Origin of the sequence: Brachybacterium sp. (assembly GCF_036379615.1) — a bacterium.
GTDB lineage: Bacteria > Actinomycetota > Actinomycetes > Actinomycetales > Dermabacteraceae > Brachybacterium.
Genome location: NZ_DASVGJ010000019.1, coordinates 44,022 through 64,561 on the forward strand (window position 1 = coordinate 44,022; position 20,540 = coordinate 64,561).

The window sequence follows — 20,540 nt, forward strand, 5'->3', positions numbered from 1 at the left end:
CATGTCCGATCGCCCCACCGCCCGCAGCCCCCTCCCCCACCCGGCCCTTCCCTCCCGTCCTTCCCGCGGCCGCCGGCTGACCGCGTTCGCGGCGTCCGTGGCGTCCGCGGGGCTGCTGGCCTCCCTGCTCGGCGGCGCCGCCTCGCCCGCGCTCGCCGACGCCCCCGCTCCCGGCGCCCTGCCGGCCTTCCCCGGCGCGGAGGGCTTCGGCTACGCCGCCACCGGCGGCCGCGGCGGCGAGGTCTACCACGTGACCTCCGAGGAGCTCACCGGCGAGGGGACGCTCCACCACGCCCTGACCACGAGCGGCGACACCCCGCGCACGATCGTCTTCGAGGTCTCCGGGACCCTGGAGATCCCGCAGATCATCGTCCAGGACGCCTCGCACATCACGGTCGCCGGCCAGACCGCCCCCGGCGGCGGCGTGACGCTGACGGGCAACACGATCCGCATCGTCGACAGCCACGACATCGTCATCCGTCACCTGCGCTTCCGCATGGGGAAGCACCCCGGCGTCAACGACGACACGATGTACGTCGAGAATTCTCAGAACGTGATCATCGACCACTCCTCGTTCTCCTGGGGCACCGACGAGGTGCTGTCGATCAAGTCCAAGGACTATGAGAACCCCACCTCGGAGAACATCACCGTGCAGTGGTCGATCATCTCCGAAGGGCTGCTGACCCATTCGATGGGCGGACTGGTCGAGAGGAACACCATCTCCCTGCACCACAACCTCTACGCCCACAACAACGACCGGAACCCGAAGACCAAGGGCGTCATGGACTTCGTCGGCAACACGGTCTACAACTGGGGCGACTACCCCTACGTCGCGGGCGGCGAGTCGGGCACCAAGGGCTACGGCAACGTCGTGGGCAACACCTTCATCGCCGGCGTGAACTCCTCCAGCCCCGAGGACGCGATCGTCCGCGGCAACGAGAACTACCAGGTCCACCTCGACGGCAACGTCGTGGACGGCAACCGCAACGGCGTGCTGGACGGCGAGGTCGGCGGCGAGGAGATCCTCGAGGAGGATCGTCCCGCCGTGGTGGTCGAGGAGCGCTTCGCCTATCCGCCGGTGCACACCCAGGAGGCGTTCGACGCGCACGGGATGGTCCTGGACCATGCGGGGGCCTCGCTCGTCCGCGACGCCGTGGACGAGCGCGTGATCACGAGCGTGCGCGAGCAGACCGGCGCGATCATCGACCACCAGGACGACGTGGGCGGGTATGCCCCGATCGAGGAGGCGGCCCCTCCGCAGGACACCGATCGCGACGGCATGCCCGATCTGTGGGAGCGCCGGAACCAGCTCGATCCCCGCGATCCCACGGACCGCAACCACGACGCGGACGGCGACGGGTACACCGCTCTCGAGCAGTACCTCCACGAGCTGGCCGCGCCGAGCTTCCCCGAGGGCTACCCGATGACGCCCGCACCCTGGGACGGCGAGGTCTTCGAGCCGCCGGCGGCCCCCGCCCCGGAGGAGGAGCCGCGCGCGCCGCTGCCTCCGCTCGACGGGCGGATCATCCGCGGCGGCGTCGTGAACGACGACTCCGGCGACGGCGCGGACAACGCCGCGGACTGGTCGGTGCAGTCGGACCTGCAGGTCGGCGATCTCGTGGCCGGGGACCGCTCCGGCTACACCTTCGCCGAGGTGCCCGAGGAGATCCGCGGCGCGGAGTGGATTCGCACCGCGGTCGACTCCCGGGCCTCGGGCGCCGAGGACACGCTGCGCTTCCACGCCGCCGCCGATGCCCGGGTGCTCATCGCCCATGACTCCCGGATCTCGGAGCAGCCGGCCTGGCTCGCGGAGGACTATGCGGCCACGGGCCTGCGGCTCACCGACACCCAGCCCGTCAGCTGGGAGCTGTTCTCCCGCGACGTCGCCGCCGGAGAGGACGTGATCATCGGCCCGAACGCCGGCGGGAATCGCATGAACTATCTGGTCGTCGTGGTGCCCACCGCGCCGTCGGGCGTGGTGCCGCAGGCGGCGCGCGCCGCCCCGAGCGCCTCCGCCGACGCCGGGACCGTCGCTCTCGCCTGGGAGCCGATCGACGGCGCGACCTCGGTGCTCGTGGAGCGCTCCACCGCCGCGGATCCCGCCTGGCGCGTGATCGGCTCCTCCGCGGACGGCGCCTTCACCGATGACGCACCCCAGCTGGGCGTCCGGCACGACTACCGGATCGTGCCGGTGGCGGCGGGCGGTGCCGCCGAGGCCTCGCCGCCCGCCTCGATCACGCCCGTCGATCCCTCGGTCCCGGTGCCCGAGGCCCCCACCGGCCTCGAGGTCACGGAGATCGGCAGCTACGGCGCGACCCTGGAGTGGGATGCCGTCGACGGCGCCGACGGCTACGTGCTGCAGCGTGCCGACGGGCCCGACGGCGAGTTCGCCGACATCGCCGGCACCCCCGCGACGAGCGTCGCGGACGAGGAGGTCGAGCCGGCGACCGCCTACCGCTACCGCGTGCTCGCCCGGACCGCAGGCGGCCTCTCCTCGCCGTCCGCCGAGGTCGCGGCCACCTCCGGTCCCGCGATGGAGATCCCCGCCACCCCCGGCGCCCCGGTGCTGGAGGAGCAGGGCCCCTCGCACACGGCGCTGAGCTGGTCCGCCGTGGACGGCGCAGAGGAGTACGTGGTGCTGCGCACCGCCGACGGCGAGACCGCTCCCGCTGAGATCGCCCGCACCGCGGAGACCTCGTTCGTCGACGACTCCCTCTCCGCCCGGGCGACGGGATACACCTACCGGATCGTCGCCGCGAACGAGCGCGGGGACTCCGACGCCGGCGAGGCGCTGGCCGTGCCGAGCCTCATGCCCGAGGCTCCCTCCGCGCTCGCCCCGACCCTGCGCGGCGACACGTTCCTCGGGGTGACTTGGGATCGCGGTGCCGGGACGGACGTGGTCGAGGTGCTGCGCGAGATCGACGGCGTCCGCACGGTGGTCGCGACCGGCAAGGTCAGCACGACGTACGTGCGCGACCTCGAGCCCGGCACCGGCTACACCCTGTGGGTGCGGGCGACGAACGCGGCGGGCGCCTCGGAGACCTCCGAGCCCCTCACCGTCTCCACGCTCCCGCTGCGCTGGTCCGCCGAGGGGACCTATGCGCGCGGCGACCGGGCGGGCCACGACGGCGCCGTCTGGGAGGCCACCCGGCGCACCCAGGGCGACCGCCCCGGCGACTCGGGGGCCTGGACCCGCCTCGACGGGTCCTGAGCCGCGTCCCCGCCGGGGCCCGCGTCCCGGCGGGACCGCCTCCGTCCCCTCCTCACCGACCATGCCCGCCGCTCGGCGGGCACCCACCGCACCGAAAGGGCACCATGACCGCTCCGACCCCCGCTCCCCGCCGCTACGCCGTGATCGGCACCGGGCACCGCTCCGAGATGTACCTCCGGGCGCTGTCCGACTCGCACGCGGAGCACGCCGTCCCCGTCGCCTTCGTGGATCCCAATCCGGTGCGCATGCAGCACTACCTCGATCTCGTCGCCTCGCTGCACCCCGAGCTCGAGCCGCCCTCGCGGTGGGCCCCGGAGCAGTTCGAGGAGATGGTCGCCGCAGTGCGTCCGGACGCCGTCGTGATCACCACCCCGGACGCCCTGCACAGCGAGTACATCGTCGCCGCGCTCGCGCACGACCTCGATGTCGTGGTGGAGAAGCCGATCACCACCACCGCCGAGAAGGCGCGTGCGATCGCCGAGGCGGCGCAGCGCTCCGCAGGCCGGATCACCATGACCTTCAACTACCGCTACTCCCCGCGGAACTCGCTGGTGCGGGAGCTGGTGGCCGCCGGCGAGATCGGGACCGTCACCTCGGTGCACTTCGAATGGCTGCTGGACACCGGCCACGGCGCGGACTACTTCCGCCGCTGGCACCGCGAGAAGGAGATGTCCGGAGGACTGCAGATCCACAAGGCCAGCCACCACTTCGACCTCGTGAACTGGTGGCTGGGCGACACCCCCTCACAGGTCACCGCGCTCGGCTCCCGACGCTTCTACGGTGCCGAGCATGCCGCGGAGCACGGTGTGGACCCCCGAGCACGCACAAGCCGCGAGCTGCCGGAGTCGGACCCCTTCCGCATCGACCTGTCCGCCGATGAGCGGATGCGGGCCCTGAACCTGGAGGCCGAGGCGGCCGACGGGTACGCCCGGGACCAGAACGTCTTCGGTGAGGGCGTGACCATCGACGACACCCTGAACGTGCTGGTGGGCTACCGCGGTGGAGCCGCCCTGACCTACAGCCTCCACGCCTATGCCCCCTGGGAGGGGTACCGGGTGGCGCTGAACGGCACCCGGGGGCGGATCGAGCTGGACGTGTGCGAGCGTCCGCACCGCGCGCCGGAGGAGGCCGAGATCGACCCCAGCGCCCTCGAGGAGAGCGCTCCGGGCGAGGAGGCGACCGAGGTGCGCACGCGTCGCAGCACCCTGCGGCTGCAGCGCCAGTGGGAGCGGGCCGTGGAGATCCCGATCCCGACGGGACGGGGCGGGCACGGCGGCGGGGACGCGATGCTGCTGGACGATGTGTTCGGCGGCGGCGCCTCGGATCCGCTGGGCCGTCAGGCGAGCTGGGTCGATGGCCTGCGCAGTGCGGTGATCGGCATCGCCGCGAACGCCTCGATGACGAGCGGGGGCACCGTCCACGTCGACCGGTTCGACCTGCCCCTCTGATCCTTCCGGCGGCGTCGACCTCGCACGTACACCGTCGCAGACCCCCGATGGAGAGGACTCCTCATGTCCGTCACCCGCCCCACGGTCCCCCGCACCGCCGCACCAGAGGTCATCGAGACCGACACCGAGATCATCGTCGACAACGGCCGGGTGCGGGCCGTTCTGCGGAAGGAGCCGGAGGGCCGCATGACCTCCCTCATGCTCGACGGCCAGGAGCTGATCGGCGAGAAGGGAAAGGGGCGTTTCGACCAGAACGTCACCGTCGTCGGAGAGGAGATCGAGCTGCCCGAGCAGGAGGTCGACCACGAGATCCGCCGCACGGAGGACGCCGTGATCGTGACGGCGACGATCCCGCCCTCGACGGGGTCACCGTACCGCCGCGGCCGGATGCTCCTCGTCCGCGCGAACGAGCCCGGCTTCCATCTGGCATCCCTGTTCGCGCACCAGGCCGGACATCCGGCGATCAGCATCGAGCAGCACCGCTACGTCTGCTGGTTCGACCCCGAGATCTTCACCCATGCGAGCCTCGAGGACGATGACTTCGGCGAGCCGTGGCGCGCCTCCGCCGCGCAGATGCCGACGCCGTCCGAGCTGTCCACGGGCGAGATGGTCATGGATGCCACCTATGATCTCGCCGGTCTCGGCAGCGCGTATCCGCGCAGGCACTACACGAAGTACGACTGGGCGATCTCGATGCGCGACCACACCGTCCATGGTCTCTGCGGCAGGCTCGAGGACCGCTGGATCGGCGCGTTCGCCGTGCTCTCGGACCGCAGCTCGTTCAACGGCGGCCCGGATCGCCAGGACCTCACGCTGCATCAGACCGGAGACGCCCCCGTCCTCCTGATCGCACCGCACGCGACGCACTACGGTTCACGCCCGGTGGTCACCGACGGCGACTGGTCGAAGACCTACGGCCCCCACTATGTCCATCTCGGCGTCTCGGACTCCCCCGAGGAGCTGCGGGCTCAGGCGGAGGCCATGGTCGGAGCTCCCGAGCACGCGGAGCTCTACGATGCCGCGGCGCTCGAGGGGTGGAGCCCCACGTCCGCACGAGGGTGCGTCAGCGGGCAGGTGCTCCTCACCGGTGACGTGCCGGCTCTCGACCGGAGCATCGACGGTGCGCTGGTGATCCTCTCCGATGACGGGGCCCCTGCGCAGGACACCGCGGCCGGCTTCCAGCACTGGACCGCTGCGGACCGCCACGGCGAGTTCCGCGTGGACGGAGTGCGACCGGGGACGTACCGGCTGACCGTGCGCCAGGACGGATGGTGGGACCAGCATGTGCAGGACGGCGTGGAGGTGGACGGCGATCTCCGGCTCACCGTGCGGTGGCGACCCAGCGAGGACGACGGCTCCGGCGGTGAGTCGCCGGGCCGACGCCCCTCGGAGCAGGTCTGGCAGATCGGCTCTCCGGACGGCACGTCCCTCGAGTTCACAGGAGGCCCGGAGGCGCGCCGCTATGACAACACCTCTCAGTACGCCGAGCTCTTCCCCGACGGGGTGGAGCATGTGGTCGGGGCGGAGGATGCTCCCTGGTTCTTCACCCAGCCCCAGCTGGTCGAGGGTGAGATCGCCGCGCCGTGGAGGATCACCTTCGACCTCGAGGAGCCACCGCCTCGGCACCGGAGAGCAGAGCTGACCATCGCTCTGGCGGCGTGGTCCTTGAGCTCGGCGGACCCGAACCTCGGCATCCCCAGCACCCTGACGGTGCGCTGCAACGACGGCGCGGCGCAGGTCTGGGAGTTCCTCGGGGACGACGCCCGCGGTGCCATCTATCGCAGCGCGCACCGCGCGCGGAACCACCGAAGGACCTTCGTCCTCGCCGGGGAGGATCTCCGCCGCGGCGAGAACACGATCGTCCTGACCGTGAACGACGGCGTCTCCGACGTCGCCGCCCAGGCCACCTACGACGCCCTGCGGCTGCGGATCCGCTGAGGATCCCGTGACCCGCGCACTGACGGCCGGACGCGTGCTATCCTCCATTGAGTCGTTTCAATACATGTCGCGCGGTCCGCTCGCCGCCCTGGATCCGCGACCGCCTCTCATGGCCCCGACTGCTGGGCACATCCCGCCGACGAGGAATCGCTGCCGAAGGAGCTCTCCCATGACCACCCTCCCCACCCTGCCCGCCGAGGTCGCCCGCGATCTCACCGAGTTCTCCATCGAGGTCCCCAGCTGGGCCTACGGCAACTCCGGCACCCGCTTCAAGGTGTTCGGCACCCCCGGCACCCCGCGGGACCCCTTCGAGAAGATCGCCGACGCCGCACAGACCCACCGGGCCACGGGCCTGGCCCCGCGCGTGTCCCTGCACTACCCCTGGGACCGGGTCGAGGACTTCGGTGCGCTGCGCGCCCACGCCGAGGAGCAGGGCGTCTCGATCGGCATGATCAACTCCAACACCTTCCAGGACGACGAGTACAAGTGGGGCTCGCTCACCGCCGGGGACAGGACCGTGCGCCGCCGCGCGATCGATCACCACCTCGAGTGCCTGGACGTCATGCGCGCGACCGGCTCGAAGGAGCTCAAGATCTGGCTGGCCGACGGCACCAACTACGCCGGCCAGGACTCGATCCGCGCCCGCCAGGACCGCCTGGCCGAGTCCCTCGCGGAGGTCTACCAGGGACTGGGCGAGGACGAGCGTCTCGTGCTCGAGTACAAGTTCTTCGAGCCGGCGTTCTACCACACGGACGTCCCGGACTGGGGCACGAGCCTCCTGCACTGCCTGGCCCTGGGCGAGAAGGCCATGGTCGTGCTCGACACCGGGCACCATGCCCCGGGCACCAACATCGAGTTCATCGTGGCCCAGCTGCTGCGCCAGAACCGGCTCGGCGCCTTCGACTTCAACTCCCGCAACTACGCGGACGACGACCTGATCGTGGGCGCCGCGGACCCGTTCCAGCTGTTCAGGATCCTGTTCGAGATCGTCCAGCAGGATGCGCACCGCCCGGCCTCGGGCGTGAACTTCATGCTCGACCAGTGCCACAACCTGGAGTCGAAGATCCAGGGCCAGATCCGCTCGGTGCTGAACGTCCAGGAGACCCTCGCCAAGGCGCTGCTGGTGGACCGCGCGGCCCTGGCCGACGCGCAGGACCGCCATGACGTGCTCGAGGCGAACGCGATCCTGATGGACGCGTTCTGGACCGATGTGCGCCCCGCGCTCGCGGCCTTCCGCGAGGAGCAGGGCCTGCCCGCTGAGCCCTTCGAGGCCTTCCGCGCCAGCGGCTACGAGGAGAAGGTCGCCGCAGAGCGCGTCGGCGGCAACCAGATGGGATGGGGAGCCTGAGCATGCCCGGATCGCACACCACCGACCCGTCGGCCGCACCGACGAACCCGGCCGTCGCCGAGCTGCTGGCCCGCTCCAACGCGCTGGGCGCCGACCCCCGCAACACCAACTACGCCGGCGGCAACACCTCCGCCAAGGGCACCTCCACCGACCCGGTCACCGGCGAGGAGACCGAGCTGCTGTGGGTCAAGGGCTCCGGCGGTGACCTCGGCACCCTGCAGGAGAAGGGCCTGGCCGTGCTGCGCCTGGACCGCGTGCGCGCCCTGACGGACGTGTACCCGGGCGTGGAGCGCGAGGACGAGATGGTCGCCGCCTTCGACTACTGCCTGCACGGCAGGGGCGGGGCGGCCCCCTCGATCGACACCGCGATGCATGCGCTCGTGGACGCGCCGCACGTGGACCACCTGCACCCCGATGCCGGGATCGCGCTCGCGACCGCGGCCGACGGCGAGCGCCTGACCCGCGAGTGCTTCGGCGAGAAGGTGGTGTGGGTGCCGTGGCGCCGACCCGGCTTCCAGCTGGGGCTCGACATCGCCGCGATCAAGGCGGAGAACCCGGCGGCGATCGGCTGCATCCTCGGCGGCCACGGGATCACCGCCTGGGGCGAGACCTCCGACGAGGCCCGTGAGAACTCCCTGTGGATCATCGCCGAGGCCACCGCGTTCATCGAGCGCACCGGCGCTCCCGAACCGTTCGGCGCGCACGATGCGCGCCGCGCGGCACTGCCGAAGCCGGAGCGCCGCGCGAAGGCGTCGGCCCTGTTCCCGATCGTGCGCGGCCTCGCCTCAACGGACTCGCCGATGGTCGGGCACTGGACGGACACCGAGGCGGTCCATGAGTTCCTCGCCTCCGAGAAGCTCGCACCGCTCGCCGAGCTCGGCACCTCCTGCCCCGACCATTTCCTGCGCACGAAGGTCAAGCCCCTCGTGCTGGACCTCCCGTCGGACGCCCCTGTCGAGGAGGCCGTGGCGCGGCTGAAGGAGCTGCACGCCCAGTACCGCGCGGACTACACCGCGTACTACGAGCGCCACGCCGCGCAGGACTCCCCCGCGATCCGTGGCGCCGATCCGGCGATCGTGCTGGTCCCGGGCGTGGGAATGTTCAGCTTCGGCGCCGACGCGCAGACCGCGCGGGTGGCGGGCGAGTTCTACGTCAACGCCATCAACGTGATGCGCGGAGCCGAGGCGATCTCCACCTACTCCCCCATCGAGGAGTCGGAGAAGTTCCGCATCGAGTACTGGGCGCTCGAGGAGGCGAAGCTGCAGCGCCGGCCCGCGCCGAAGCCGCTCGCCACGCGTGTGGCGCTCGTGACCGGCGGCGGCTCCGGCATCGGCAAGGCCACCGCCGAGCGCCTCGTCGCCGAGGGCGCGTGCGTGGTCATCGCGGATCTGAACCTCGAGAACGCGCAGGCCACCGCCGAGGAGCTGGGCGGGCGCGACCGCGCCGTCGCGCTGCGGGCCGACGTCTCCGACGAGCAGGCCGTGATCGCGATGGTGGCCGAGGCGGTGCTCGCCTTCGGCGGGCTGGACCTCATCGTCAACAATGCCGGGCTCTCGCTGTCCAAGCCCCTGCTGGAGACCACTGCGAAGGACTGGGACCTGCAGCACGACGTCATGGCGCGCGGCAGCTTCCTCGTCTCCCGGGAGACGGCGCGGGTGATGATCGACCAGGCCATGGGCGGGGACATCATCTACATCTCCTCGAAGAACTCCGTGTTCGCCGGCCCGAACAACATCGCCTATTCGGCGACCAAGGCGGATCAGGCGCATCAGGTGCGGCTGCTCGCGGCCGAGCTCGGCGGGCACCAGATCCGCGTCAACGGCATCAACCCCGACGGGGTGGTGCGCGGCTCCGGCATCTTCGCCGGCGGCTGGGGCGCGAGCCGCGCGAAGGTGTACGGGGTCGAGGAGGAGAAGCTCGGCGAGTACTACGCCCAGCGCACTCTGCTCAAGCGCGAGGTGCTGCCCGCGAACGTGGCGAACGCCGTGTTCGCGCTGACCGCCGGGGACCTCTCGCACACCACCGGCCTGCACGTGCCGGTCGATGCCGGGGTCGCCGCGGCGTTCCTGCGATGACCGCCGGGCCGGGAGGCGCCGCACCGGAAGGGGCCGTGCCGTACGCCGTCGCCGCGATCGATCTGGGGGCGACCTCGGGACGGGTGATGCTGGGCGTCGTCGAGAACGGGCGGATCGAGCTGGTGCCCGCGCACCGCTTCGAGAACCACCTGGTCGAGCGCGGCGGGCATCTGTGCTGGGACCTCGATGCACTGTGGGCGGAGATCCGGCAGGGGCTCGCTGATTCCCGCGACCTCGCCGTGGTGCGCGGCCTGCCCGGGCTCTCGTCGATCGGTGTGGACTCCTGGGCGGTGGACTACGGGCTGGTCGGGCCAGACCGGCTCGGCGAGGACGGCCGTCCCGTGCTCGGCACCGGGACGCGGATCGGTGAGGTGATCGCCTACCGCGACTCCCGCACCGACGGCGTCGCGGACGAGGTGGCCCAGCGTGTCTCCCGGGAGCGGCAGTTCGCCCTCACCGGCATCGCGCAGCAGCCCTTCAACACCCTGTACCAGGTCGCCGCCGAGCACCGCCTGAGGGACCTCCCGCCCGGCAGCACCGCCCTGATGGTCCCGGACCTGATCGGCTACCTGCTCACCGGCAGGCGCCGCACGGAGCGCACCAACGCCTCCACGACGGGCCTGCTCACCGCCGACGGCGAGGGCTGGGCCCCCGAGCTGCTCGAGGCGGCCGGGATCGACCCGGCCCTGCTGGCGCCCCTGATCGCCCCCGGTGACCAGCTCGGCACGGTGCTCCCGGCGCTCGCCCGCGAACTCGGGATCGGAGAGGTGCCGGTGATCGCCGTCGGCTCCCACGACACCGCCTCCGCAGTGCTCGCCGTCCCCGCCGAGCCTGCCGCCCCCGCCGAGCAGACGCCGGGAGACGGTCCCCTCGCGTACATCTCCTCCGGCACCTGGTCGCTCATCGGCCTGGAGCTGGAGGCTCCCGTGACGAACGAAGGGGCCCGCACTGCAGGGTTCACGAACGAGGCGGGCGTGGACGGCACCGTGCGCTTCCTCAAGAACGTCTCCGGGATGTGGCTGGTCTCCGAGTCGATCCGGCAGTGGGAGGAGGACGGCGCCCGGGTGGACCTCGACGACCTGCTGGCAGCCGCCGCACTCATGCCTGCGAACCGCTTCCGCATCGATCCCACCGATCCCGACTTCCTCGCCCCCGGGCGGATGGCGGACCGGGTGCGCGCGGCGGCGACCGCGCTCGCCGGCGATGACCTCTCGCCGTCGACTCCCGCGCAGATCGTGCGCTGCATCCTCGAGTCCCTCGCCGAGACCTATCGCGAGGAGCTGCGCACGGCGTGCCGGCTCGCCGGGGTGCCGCTCCCGGAACGGCTGCACGTGGTGGGCGGCGGCAGCCGCAACGCCCTGCTGAATCAGCTCACGGCCGACGCGATCGGCCTCGAGGTGGTCGCCGGCCCCATGGAGGCCACGGCTCTGGGGAACGTGGCGCTGCAGTCCCGTGCCCTCGGCGCGGTCGGTGAGGAGCCGGGAGCGATCCGAGAGCTGGTGCGGGCGAGCGTGGAGGTGGAGAGGTTCACCCCGTCGTCGACTCCCGCTGCACCAGCTTCGGCGTGAAGCTCACGTGCCGCGGGGCGGCATCCGGGGAGGCGATCTCCTCCTCGAGCAGGGCGAGGGCGGTGCGCCCCATGAGGTCCGCCGGCTGGGAGACGGAGGTCAGCGGCACCACGGTGGAGCGGGCGAAGTCGATGTCGTCGTAGCCCACCAGCGCGATCTCCTCGGGCACCGCGACCTGGTGGCGGAAGGCGAAGGCCTGCAGCACACCGACGGCGAGCAGGTCGTTCACGCAGAACACGGCATCGGGCCGCTCGGCGGCGGAACGGGCCACCACCTCCTCGCCGACGGTGCGGCCGGCGAGCACGGTGAGGTCCTCGGCCTCGAGCACCTCGATCTCGAGACCCGCGGCCTTCGCCGCCCGCCTCGCCCCGTGCAGACGATCGGCGACCTGGCGGAGGTCCTGCCGCGCCGCGACCACGCCGATGCGGCGCCGTCCCTGGGCCACCAGGTGCTGCACGGCGAGCTCTCCCCCGGCGATGTCGTCCACGCTCACCGAGGAGCCGCGGGCGTCGCGCTCGCTCTCCACCAGCACCACCGGGGTGCCGCGGCCGCGGATGGCCTCGACCAGATCGGCACTGCCACCGGTGGAGGCGAGCAGGATCCCGCGCACCCGCTGCTCCTCGAACAGCGAGAGGTACAGGCGCTCGCGCCGCTCCCTGCTGCCGGTGCTGCCGGCGATCACCATCAGCTGCGAGTCCTCGGCGGCGGCCTCGATCCCGCCCACGAGCTGGCCGTAGAACGGGTTCCCGGAGTCCAGCACGATCGCGCCGACGGTGCTCGAGCGCCCCAGCTTCAGCTGGCGGGCGGCGTCATTGCGCACGTAGCCGAGCTCGGCGATCGCGGCCTCGACCCGTTCCCTGCGGTCCGGGGAGACGATCTCGGGGCGGTTCAGGACGTTGGAGACCGTGCCGACGGAGACGCCCGCGTGCCGCGCGACGTCCTTCATGCTCACCAGGTGCCCGGAGGCCATGGGTCCCCTCTCGTCGTGCAGGTCGGAGGTGCTCCCGACGGCGACCCCGGTGCCGAGGTCCTGTGCGGAGACCCTATCGCCTGCCAGGCCTGCAGCCCGGCGACCCCGCCGAGGACCCTGGATACATTTAGTCGTTTCAACTACGGTTGTCCCAGCTGTCTCCGCTGTCTCCGCTGTCTCCGCTGTCTCTGCTGTCACCCCGGCCCGACGCCCGTCGGCCGATCGCGCACCCCGAGGACGAGGACCCCCGTGACCCGCTCCCCTGCTGGATCCGCCGCACATCCCGCCACGCCCTCCGCGCAACCCTCTGCTCCCCCCGGACACACCGCCTGCGCCGAGGAGCTCGCGGACGCCGCGGCCATCACCGCCCAGGACCGCTCCCTGCGCGCCCTGGTCCTGGTGCGGGAGGCGACCCCGGAGGCGGGCCGCATCGCCCGCGCCGAGCTGATCGCGACCGCCCACGGCGTGTACGAGGCGCGCATCGGCGGCGCCCCCGTGGGCGACGCCGTCCTCGCCCCGGGGTGGACCACCTACGAGACGCAGCTGCAGGTCCAGAGGTACGAGGTCACCGAGCAGGTGCGCACCGCGGCCGCCACCGGGTCGCTGCCTCTGGAGATCCATCTCGGCGACGGGTGGTGGCGCGGCTCGCTCGGCTTCGCCGGCGGCGTCGACTACGGCGAGGACATCTCCGCGCTCGCCGCTCTCGAGATCACCTTCGAGGACGGCCGCACCCAGCGCATCGTCACGGACGAGACGTGGACCGCCCGTCCGGGCGTCGTCCTCGAGGCGAACATCTACCACGGCCAGCACGAGGACCGTCGGCTCGGCCCCGGCGAGGAGCAGCCGGTCCGGGTGGTCGACCTCGACCGCGCGACCCTCGTCGAGCAGAGCTCGCCGATGATCCGCCGTCAGGAGACCCGGCGCCCCACCAGGATCTGGACCTCGCCCTCGGGGAAGACCCTGCTGGACTTCGGGCAGAACCTGGTGGGCTGGCTGCGCTTCACGGTCACCGGGCCCGCCGGCACCACGATCACCCTGCGCCACGCCGAGGTGCTCGAGCACGAGGAGCTCGGCACCCGCCCCCTGCGCAGCGCGAAGGCCACCGACTCGCTCATCCTCGCGGGCGACCCGGACGGAGAGACCTTCGAGCCCACCTCCACCTTCCACGGCTTCCGCTACGCGGAGGTCACCGGCTGGCCCGGAGAGCTCACCGTCGCGGACATCGAGGCCGTGGTCGTCCACTCCGATCTCCGCCGCAACGGCTGGTTCGAGTCCTCCCATGAGGGAGTGAACCAGCTGATCAGCAACTCGATCTGGTCGCAGCGCGGGAACTTCCTCGCCGTGCCCACCGACTGCCCGCAGCGCGACGAGCGCCTCGGCTGGACCGGGGACATCGCCGCCTACGCCGCGACCGCCGCCTACCAGTTCGACGTGGACGACTTCCTCCACACCTGGCTGCTGGACGTCGCGGCCGAGGCAGCACTGAATCCCGCGGGGCACGTGCCCTTCGTGGTGCCGGATCTGCTCAAGCTGGGCGACGGCCAGGAGTCCCGGGCGGCCTCCCCCGAGGGATGGGGCACCCCCACCGCGATCTGGGGCGACGCCGCCGTGTGGGTCCCCGAAGCACTATGGAACGCCTACGGCGACCTGGACCGGCTGCGCCTGCACTACCCCGGCATGGTCCTCCACCTGGAGTCCGTCGAACGCGCGCTCTCCCCGAGCGGACTGTGGGACCAGGGATTCCAGTTCGGCGACTGGCTGGATCCGGACGCCCCGCCGGAGGCGGCCGCCGACGCGAAGGCCGACAAGGCCGTCGTGGCCACAGCCTGCCTGGTCCGTTCAGCCCGCTTCACGGCTGAGACCGCCCGCCTGATCGGTGAGGAGGAGGGCGCCCGTCGCTGGCAGGACCTCGCCGACCGGACACTCACGGCCTTCACCGAGGCGTACGTCCACGAGGACGGCACGATCACCTCGGACTGCACCACTGTGTACTCGCTCGCGATCGCCTTCGACCTGCTCGAGCCCGCCCTGCGGGACAAGGCCGCGCAGCGGCTCGCGGAGCTCGTCCGTGAGGCGGACTACCGGGTCTCCACCGGCTTCGCGGGGACCCCGTTCATCACCTGGGCGCTCTCCGAGACGGGCCACGTCGAGGACGCCTACCGCCTGCTGCTCGAGGAGGGCTGCCCCTCCTGGCTCTATCCGGTCTCGAGGGGAGCGACCACGATCTGGGAGCGCTGGGACTCGATGCTCCCGGACGGTGCGATCAACCCCGGCGAGATGACGAGCTTCAACCATTACGCACTCGGCGCCGTCGCCGACTGGGTCTACCAGGTGGTCCTCGGGATCCGGGCCGCCGAGCCCGGCTACCGGCGGATCCTCCTCCAGCCCACCCCGGGCCCCGGCATCGACTGGGCGAAGGGGGCCTACGACTCGACCGTCGGACGGATCGAGGTCTCGTGGGAGTCGACGGCCGACGGGCTGCGGGGGGAGGCGACGATCCCCGAGGGCGCCGAGGCGGACCTGGTCCTGCCCGACGGGACCGCGCGCGTGCTCAGCCCAGGACGGCACGTCTTCCCCTGACCGGGACCTCCGTGCGGCCTATGCTCTCTGCGAGAGCCCCTCGAGGGCGACGGACCACTGGAGGACATCGTGACCACGGAACCATCGCAGATCTCGCGCGTCGGTGGCGCCCGTCCCGGCTCGGGCCTCGTCGCGCGGGTGCTCACCGCCGTGTACGCCCTGCTGGTCACCCCGATCGCGAGCGCGCTGCTCTCCTACGGCGGCACTTCGTGGCTGCAGTACCGGGCGACGACGGGATCGGAGGCCTCCTTCGGCGGTCTGCTCGCCTCCCCGGTGGGCGCCGCCGTGCTCCTCGGGACGGGGCTGGGCCTGCTCCTGCTGGTGAGCGTCGTGGCGACGGGGATCGTCAGCTCGGCAGGCCTCGTGCTCGTGGGAGCGATGGGGCTGGCAAGCGTCATCCTTTCCGCCGTTCCCGCACTCCTGATGCAGGTGTACCGCCTCACCGGTGACATCCTCCCCTTCGAGGTCCTGGACGGTCTCGTCCACGGGCTCCCGCTGATCCTGCACCCGCTCATGGGCGGGCTCGGACTCGCGCTCGTGATCGCCCGACGGCGTCCCCGGGCACCGCTGGTCGCGGCGATCGCCGGGCTGGTGCTGCTCCCACTGGTGCTGCTGGCCGGGACGGGGATGGCGCTCGGAGGTCTCGGTGCCGGCACGGCCTGGGCGATGCGGACCTTCGACACACAGGTCGCACCCCTCGCTCTCGTGCTGGTCCTCGCCGGCGCGCTGCTGGTGTGGCTGAGCGCCGCCGCCTCCGGCGTCTCGCCCTACGCCCTGGTGGTGCCTGCTCTGCTGCTCCTGCTCGCCTCGGCCGCAGCCCTCTCGCCCACGATGCCGGGGCTCAGCTCGCTGTGGACCTCCCACTACGGGTCCGGCGTGGTCACGTTCCTCATCGTCGGCGGCGGAGCAGCCGCCGCTGCGGTGATGCTGGCCCATACGGCCGTGCTGGCGCTCGTGCGCGGACGCGCCGGACGGCGGCTGCGCACCGCCGAGTCCGGCGCCGCAGCCTCCTGAGGCGACCGTCTCCGGAGCTCAACCGCGCCGCAGCACGGGGACCGCTCCCAGCCCGGTCGCGACGCCGTCGAGCATCCTCTCCAGCTCCTGCATCTGGAAGCGCTCCCCGTAGGTCTCGTGCGCGAGTGCGACCTGCTCCGCGGCGAGCGCGGCGTGCTGAGGGTCGGCAGCGGCCGCGGCGGAGGTGCCATGGACCCGCAGCCGCAGACGGGTGGTGCCGGCGCGCAGGCGACCGGTGAGGTCGACCCGGAACGGCGGCCTCCACAGCACACCCACCTCCTCGTCCTCCACCTCGACCACGGCGATCTCCCGCACCGGCGCTTCGAGCAGCGCCCGGTACCCGCTGCCGCCGTCCGGCCGCGCCGGGGTCCTGCCCTCGCCGAGGTCCAGGCAGAGGCGGCCGCGCGCGCTCTCCTCGTCGAGCGTCACGGTCGTCTCGTACAGCAGCGAGCGCACATCAGCGGCCTCGGCGCCGCGCAGCAGGTGCGGGAGACGGACGGGCTGCGGCGTCTCGCCGGGCCGGCAGACAGTCCAGGGCCCGTCCAGCACGAGCGGGGCGGACTCGACCGGCTCGTGATGGTGACCCTGGAGTGCGCGGTCGGAGCCCTCCGCGGGGACGGCGTGGTCCGCGGGGACGGCGTGGTCCGTCGCGAGCAGCACGAGCGCCTGGTACGGGTGCAGGACCAGGGGCGCGCCGTGGGACGGGAGCGCCCGGAAGGCGCCCTCGGCCGGGTCGTGGAGGGACAGCCCGGCACGCGACTCACGCAGTGCCACCTGGATCTCCCGAACCGCCGGCCCCGTGTTGACCAGCAGGTACAGGTCGCCGTCGGCCAGTCTCCGGCGCACCGTGCCCACCTCGCCGCCGTCGCCCGTGAGCGCGAGCGGCGGGGCGAGGACCCCTCGCAGCGCCTCCTCGAGCGGGCCCGCGGGGACCTCCGTCGCCTGCGCAGCCGCCATCGACAGGGTCGCGTGGTCACCCAGGGCTTCGGCGTCCCCGTGCGCGGGCTCCATCGCCACCGGCTCCCCCGCTGCGTATCCCGGGGAGCCGACCGAGAGCACGGTCCCGCCCGCCTGCCGCACCCGGTCCAGCCAGTGCGCGGTCCGCTCTGGGAGACGCCGCACCCACGGCAGCACCACCACCGGATACGCGGCCGGGTCGAGCTGCTCGAGCACGTCGTCGTCGATCAGGTCGAGGTCGTACCCCGCACGGCGGATCACTGCGGGCAGCTCCTCCCCGATGTGGGTGCGGCAGGCGCTCCACAGGTCGTGCCCGGTGCCCCGCGCGGCGCGCACGTCCCCATAGGGCAGATACAGGGCGACGTCCGCTCCCGGCTCCCCGAGGCGCAGGGCGGCGCACAGTCGGGTGAGGTGGGCGGTGAGCTCGGGCATCGCCGGCCACCAGGCGTTGCGGTCATCGAGCGCGCCCGCCGCGTAGAACGTCCACCCCAGGCCCGGCACGTCGGGCGCGGTGTACGGCCAGCCGTGCCCCACGAACTGGGTGATGCCCAGCAGCAGGTGCTCGTGGGCCTCCCCGAGCAGGTCCAGCGGGCCGGCCCGGAAGGACGGGGAGTGCACCCAGGTCCACACCTCGCTGGAGACCACCTCGCGGCGGTCCAGATGCGCGGCCGACGACGCCCAGCGGGACTGGGTCAGCGCCGTCCAGCCCGCTCCCTCCCCCTCGATGAGATGGGCGCCGCGCTGGGCGCCGAGCGTGATCGGGGGCTGGCCGTAGCCCTGCAGGCGGAAGCGCACCCCGTGCACCTCGGCCCAGTCCCGGCAGGTGCCCACGAACCCGTCCTCGACCAGCTCCGAGAGGGTGCGGCCATAGTCCTCCCGCAGGTCCTCGGCACCCGGGCCGTCGACCTCCAGCAGGTGCAGCAGCGGCAGCAGGTCATACCCTCGTCGCTCCCGGAAGCGGGCGGGCAGCTCGGCGGTCCAGCCCGCGCCGTACACCTCGAGGCTGTCGCTGAACACGGATCCCAGCAGGTGGGCGGGCACGGCCTCGAGCAGGGCCCCGCCCACCACGTCCAGGTGATGGCGCACCGCCGCGGCGGAGAGATGGTCGACCACCGGTCCCTCGGCCCCGGCCGCCGCGCGCTTGACCTGCTGTCCGGTGACCTCCGACCAGGCGATCAGCACGGTGCGGGGACCGCGACCGGCCGGGATCCGGAGCCGACCTCCCGCCGTCTCCAGGCGCGTCCAGCCCGTCGGCGGGAGGCCCTCGCCCAGGTGCACGGAGACCAGCTCGTCCCCCGGCCACGACGGGTGCAGGGGCCACTCGAGCGCCTCCGGTCCGAGGTCGCGCCGCTGCCAGCGCAGTCGGCGGGCGGCATGTTCGGGGCCGATGTGCGCACCGCCGTAGGACCAGCCGCTGCCGAGGGTCAGATCCAGGCGCAGGCCCAGCTCGCGGGCGCTCTCGGCGGCGTGGCGGAGATGTCCCTTCACCTCGTCGGAGAGGTAGTGCGGAGCGCCCGGTCGCAACGGGTGGACCAGCGCCACCTCGGCCCCGCCGATGCCGGCTGCGGCCATGGCGGCCAGTTCACGGTCGATCTCCGCGCGGTCGACGTCGGGCCCGAACCACCACCAGCGCATCATCGGCCGGGCCGCCGGCTCCGGGCGGGTCAGGGCGTCGCGGACCTGCGAGACGGTGTGCATGAGCGTGCTCCTGCGGGGAGGGCGGCGCCGGGCGGGATCAGCCGGCGGAGGCGGGATCAACCGGCGGGGGCGGGATCAGCCGGTGGGGGCGGGTGCCGGTTCCTGTGGCGGGGCCCAGGTATGGACGGCGTCCGTGCGCGCCCAGGGCACGCCGAGCTCGCTGAAGGGCCGCCCGGTCTCGAGCGCCGCCTGCAGGGCTCCCCCGATCCCGCGGATGACCGGATGCGCCTGCTCCCCCTCGCCCTGCCAGTCGACCTCGTCGGCCGTGATCGGCAGCGGATCGGGGACGGACTGGATCGCCTCGAGCACCGCGGTGAACACACCGGTGCTCTCGAGCGAGGAGAGCAGCGGGACCGAGCGGTCCCGCACATGGGCCATGAGGTTCTCCATGAGGTCGACCCGTGCGTGCACGAGCTCCTCCCTCGTCCCGTCGGCGGTGGTGCGCACGGAGCGGTCCTCGGTGTAGAACAGCCGATGGGTGCCCGCGGCGCCGACGACCTCGATCCAGGGGGCGAGCTGGTCGGGGGCTGCGGTGGTCAGTGCGCAGGTCACCGGCGGGAGGTCCCCGGCCGGATCGATCCGCAGGAAGGTGGTGTCGTCGGCCTCGATGTCGTGGGCGCGGCGCAGCTCGGTGGTGATCGAGGCGATGTCGGAGACCTCTCGGATCCCGGCGGCGAGCAGGCCGGCGTGGACGCCGTGGGCGAGGGGGTTGGTGGCCACGCCGTCGGCCACCCGGCGGCCGTCCAGCTGGCGCCTGCCCGCCCATGCGGAGCGGTGGTAGTAGGCGCGATCGCGCTGCCAGGCGCCGTGCACGCGCACGGAGGTGATCTCCCCGAGGGCGCCCTCGGCGGCCTCCTGCGCGAGCAGGTCCACGCCTGCCCCGCCGCGCGCCTGGAAGCCGACCTGCACGCTGCGGCCGGCGGCCCGGGCCGCCTCGCACAGCGTCCAGTGGTCGGACAGCGCCGGGACCGGCGGCTTCTCGAGGTAGACGTCGATCCCGGCGGCGAGCGCCTCGGTGGCCAGCGGCAGATGGGTGCCGATCGGGGTGGCGACGGCGACGATCTCCGGGCGGTCCTGCTCCCCGGTCGCGGCGAGCAGATCCGCGAGGGAGCGATGGTGAATCCCGCGCAGCTCCTCGGGGGGATCGGCGACGTCGACCACCCCGACCAGGCGCGCGGTGCCCTCCGCGGCGAGGCGGGCGAGGCGCTGCAGGTGCACTGCTCCGAAGCCGCGGGTTCCGATCAGCGCGATGCGGACGGGGCCGGATCCCTGGACCTCGGGCGAGCGGTCCGGGGCGCGGGCCGGTGCCGGCGCCGGTGCCGGTGCCGGGTTGCTCATGCAGGCACCTCCTCGGCCGGGGCCAGCGGGGCGGACCCGCGCGGCTCACGGGCCAGATCGATCCCGAGGGTGGAGCGGACGTCGACCGGCCCGCCGGTCTCCAGGGACACGTTGCCGCAGATCCCGACGGCGATCGCGCGCATCCCGTCGCGGTGGTCGGAGGGGCGCGCCAGTCCGTCCAGCTCCTCCTGCGTCGGACCGACGAACACGTCGCGCAGCAGCAGCGCGTCGCCGCCGCCGTGCCCGCCGACGCCCTCGGGGATCTCCACCTCGCGGGCCGGGGCGAAGTGGGTCTGCACGACCAGCCGCTCCCCGCGCTCCCGCACCCCGGCGTCGGCCGTGGTGACGGCGACGGCGCTCGGGTCCAGATGGGCAGACGACTCCGCGTCGGTCTC

11 protein-coding genes and 1 pseudogene are annotated in these 20,540 nt (G+C 72.8%); 8 read left to right on the forward strand and 4 right to left on the reverse strand.

All coding sequences use genetic code 11. The features are described 5' to 3' along the window. The first annotated feature begins 1 nt into the window (after nt 1). From VF289_RS04275 to VF289_RS04300, 6 genes are all read left to right on the forward strand, one after another. The gene (locus VF289_RS04275; RefSeq protein ID WP_330881418.1) at nt 2-3,211 is read left to right on the forward strand and encodes a fibronectin type III domain-containing protein; all 3,210 of its coding nucleotides are present in this window, start codon (nt 2-4) and stop codon (nt 3,209-3,211) included. A gap of 104 nt (nt 3,212-3,315) precedes the next feature. Continuing rightward, nucleotides 3,316-4,659 carry a Gfo/Idh/MocA family oxidoreductase gene (locus VF289_RS04280; protein WP_330881419.1) on the forward strand — a complete coding sequence of 448 codons (1,344 nt, stop codon included), beginning with the start codon at nt 3,316-3,318 and terminating at the stop codon, nt 4,657-4,659. A gap of 63 nt (nt 4,660-4,722) precedes the next feature. Further along, nucleotides 4,723-6,597 carry a polysaccharide lyase family protein gene (locus VF289_RS04285; protein ID WP_330881421.1) on the forward strand — a complete coding sequence of 625 codons (1,875 nt, stop codon included), beginning with the start codon at nt 4,723-4,725 and terminating at the stop codon, nt 6,595-6,597. Nucleotides 6,598-6,766: 169 nt separating this feature from the next. Next, nucleotides 6,767-7,945: an L-rhamnose isomerase gene (rhaI, locus tag VF289_RS04290; RefSeq protein ID WP_330881423.1), complete on the forward strand. Its 1,179-nt coding sequence runs from the start codon at nt 6,767-6,769 to the stop codon at nt 7,943-7,945. A gap of 2 nt (nt 7,946-7,947) precedes the next feature. Then, nucleotides 7,948-10,020: a bifunctional aldolase/short-chain dehydrogenase gene (locus tag VF289_RS04295; RefSeq protein ID WP_330881425.1), complete on the forward strand. Its 2,073-nt coding sequence runs from the start codon at nt 7,948-7,950 to the stop codon at nt 10,018-10,020. 35 nt (nt 10,021-10,055) lie between these two features. Further along, nucleotides 10,056-11,588, forward strand: a complete 1,533-nt coding sequence (locus tag VF289_RS04300; RefSeq protein WP_330881427.1) for a rhamnulokinase family protein — start codon at nt 10,056-10,058, stop codon at nt 11,586-11,588. Here VF289_RS04300 and VF289_RS04305 read toward each other — a convergent pair. Next, nucleotides 11,548-12,558 (reverse strand): LacI family DNA-binding transcriptional regulator, encoded by a 1,011-nt coding sequence (locus VF289_RS04305; protein WP_330881429.1) that lies wholly within the window; start codon nt 12,556-12,558, stop codon nt 11,548-11,550. The two genes, VF289_RS04300 and VF289_RS04305, sit on opposite strands and share 41 nt — an antisense overlap. A 249-nt stretch (nt 12,559-12,807) precedes the next feature. Between VF289_RS04305 and VF289_RS04310 the strand changes: the two genes are divergently transcribed. Both VF289_RS04310 and VF289_RS04315 read left to right on the forward strand, forming a co-directional pair. Continuing rightward, nucleotides 12,808-15,138 carry an alpha-L-rhamnosidase gene (locus VF289_RS04310; protein ID WP_330881431.1) on the forward strand — a complete coding sequence of 777 codons (2,331 nt, stop codon included), beginning with the start codon at nt 12,808-12,810 and terminating at the stop codon, nt 15,136-15,138. Between the two features lie 69 nt (nt 15,139-15,207). Next, nucleotides 15,208-16,152 (forward strand): hypothetical protein, encoded by a 945-nt coding sequence (locus tag VF289_RS04315; protein ID WP_330881433.1) that lies wholly within the window; start codon nt 15,208-15,210, stop codon nt 16,150-16,152. Between the two features lie 18 nt (nt 16,153-16,170). Here VF289_RS04315 and VF289_RS04320 read toward each other — a convergent pair whose 3' ends face one another. From VF289_RS04320 to VF289_RS04330, 3 genes and pseudogenes are all read right to left on the reverse strand, one after another. After that, a complete protein-coding gene (locus tag VF289_RS04320) occupies nt 16,171-18,807 on the reverse strand; it encodes a glycosyl hydrolase (RefSeq protein ID WP_330881435.1) in 2,637 nt (878 codons plus the stop codon). A gap of 75 nt (nt 18,808-18,882) precedes the next feature. Continuing rightward, nucleotides 18,883-20,145: a Gfo/Idh/MocA family oxidoreductase gene (locus tag VF289_RS04325; protein WP_330881437.1), complete on the reverse strand. Its 1,263-nt coding sequence runs from the start codon at nt 20,143-20,145 to the stop codon at nt 18,883-18,885. Beyond that, nucleotides 20,142-20,540 (reverse strand): annotated as a pseudogene (locus tag VF289_RS04330) (gfo/Idh/MocA family oxidoreductase); the annotation flags it as partial. The gene VF289_RS04325 and the pseudogene VF289_RS04330, both read right to left, overlap by 4 nt.

Excerpts from the sequence above, each read along its gene's own strand:
- rhaI (WP_330881423.1), top strand. The coding sequence starts at position 6,767 with ATGACCACCCTCCCCACCCTGCCCGCCGAGGTCGCCCGCGATCTCACC.
- VF289_RS04285 (WP_330881421.1), top strand. The coding sequence starts at position 4,723 with ATGTCCGTCACCCGCCCCACGGTCCCCCGCACCGCCGCACCAGAGGTC.
- VF289_RS04275 (WP_330881418.1), top strand. The coding sequence starts at position 2 with ATGTCCGATCGCCCCACCGCCCGCAGCCCCCTCCCCCACCCGGCCCTT.
- VF289_RS04320 (WP_330881435.1), bottom strand. The coding sequence starts at position 18,807 with ATGCACACCGTCTCGCAGGTCCGCGACGCCCTGACCCGCCCGGAGCCG.
- VF289_RS04325 (WP_330881437.1), bottom strand. The coding sequence starts at position 20,145 with ATGAGCAACCCGGCACCGGCACCGGCGCCGGCACCGGCCCGCGCCCCG.
- VF289_RS04295 (WP_330881425.1), top strand. The coding sequence starts at position 7,948 with ATGCCCGGATCGCACACCACCGACCCGTCGGCCGCACCGACGAACCCG.
- VF289_RS04305 (WP_330881429.1), bottom strand. The coding sequence starts at position 12,558 with ATGGCCTCCGGGCACCTGGTGAGCATGAAGGACGTCGCGCGGCACGCG.
- VF289_RS04280 (WP_330881419.1), top strand. The coding sequence starts at position 3,316 with ATGACCGCTCCGACCCCCGCTCCCCGCCGCTACGCCGTGATCGGCACC.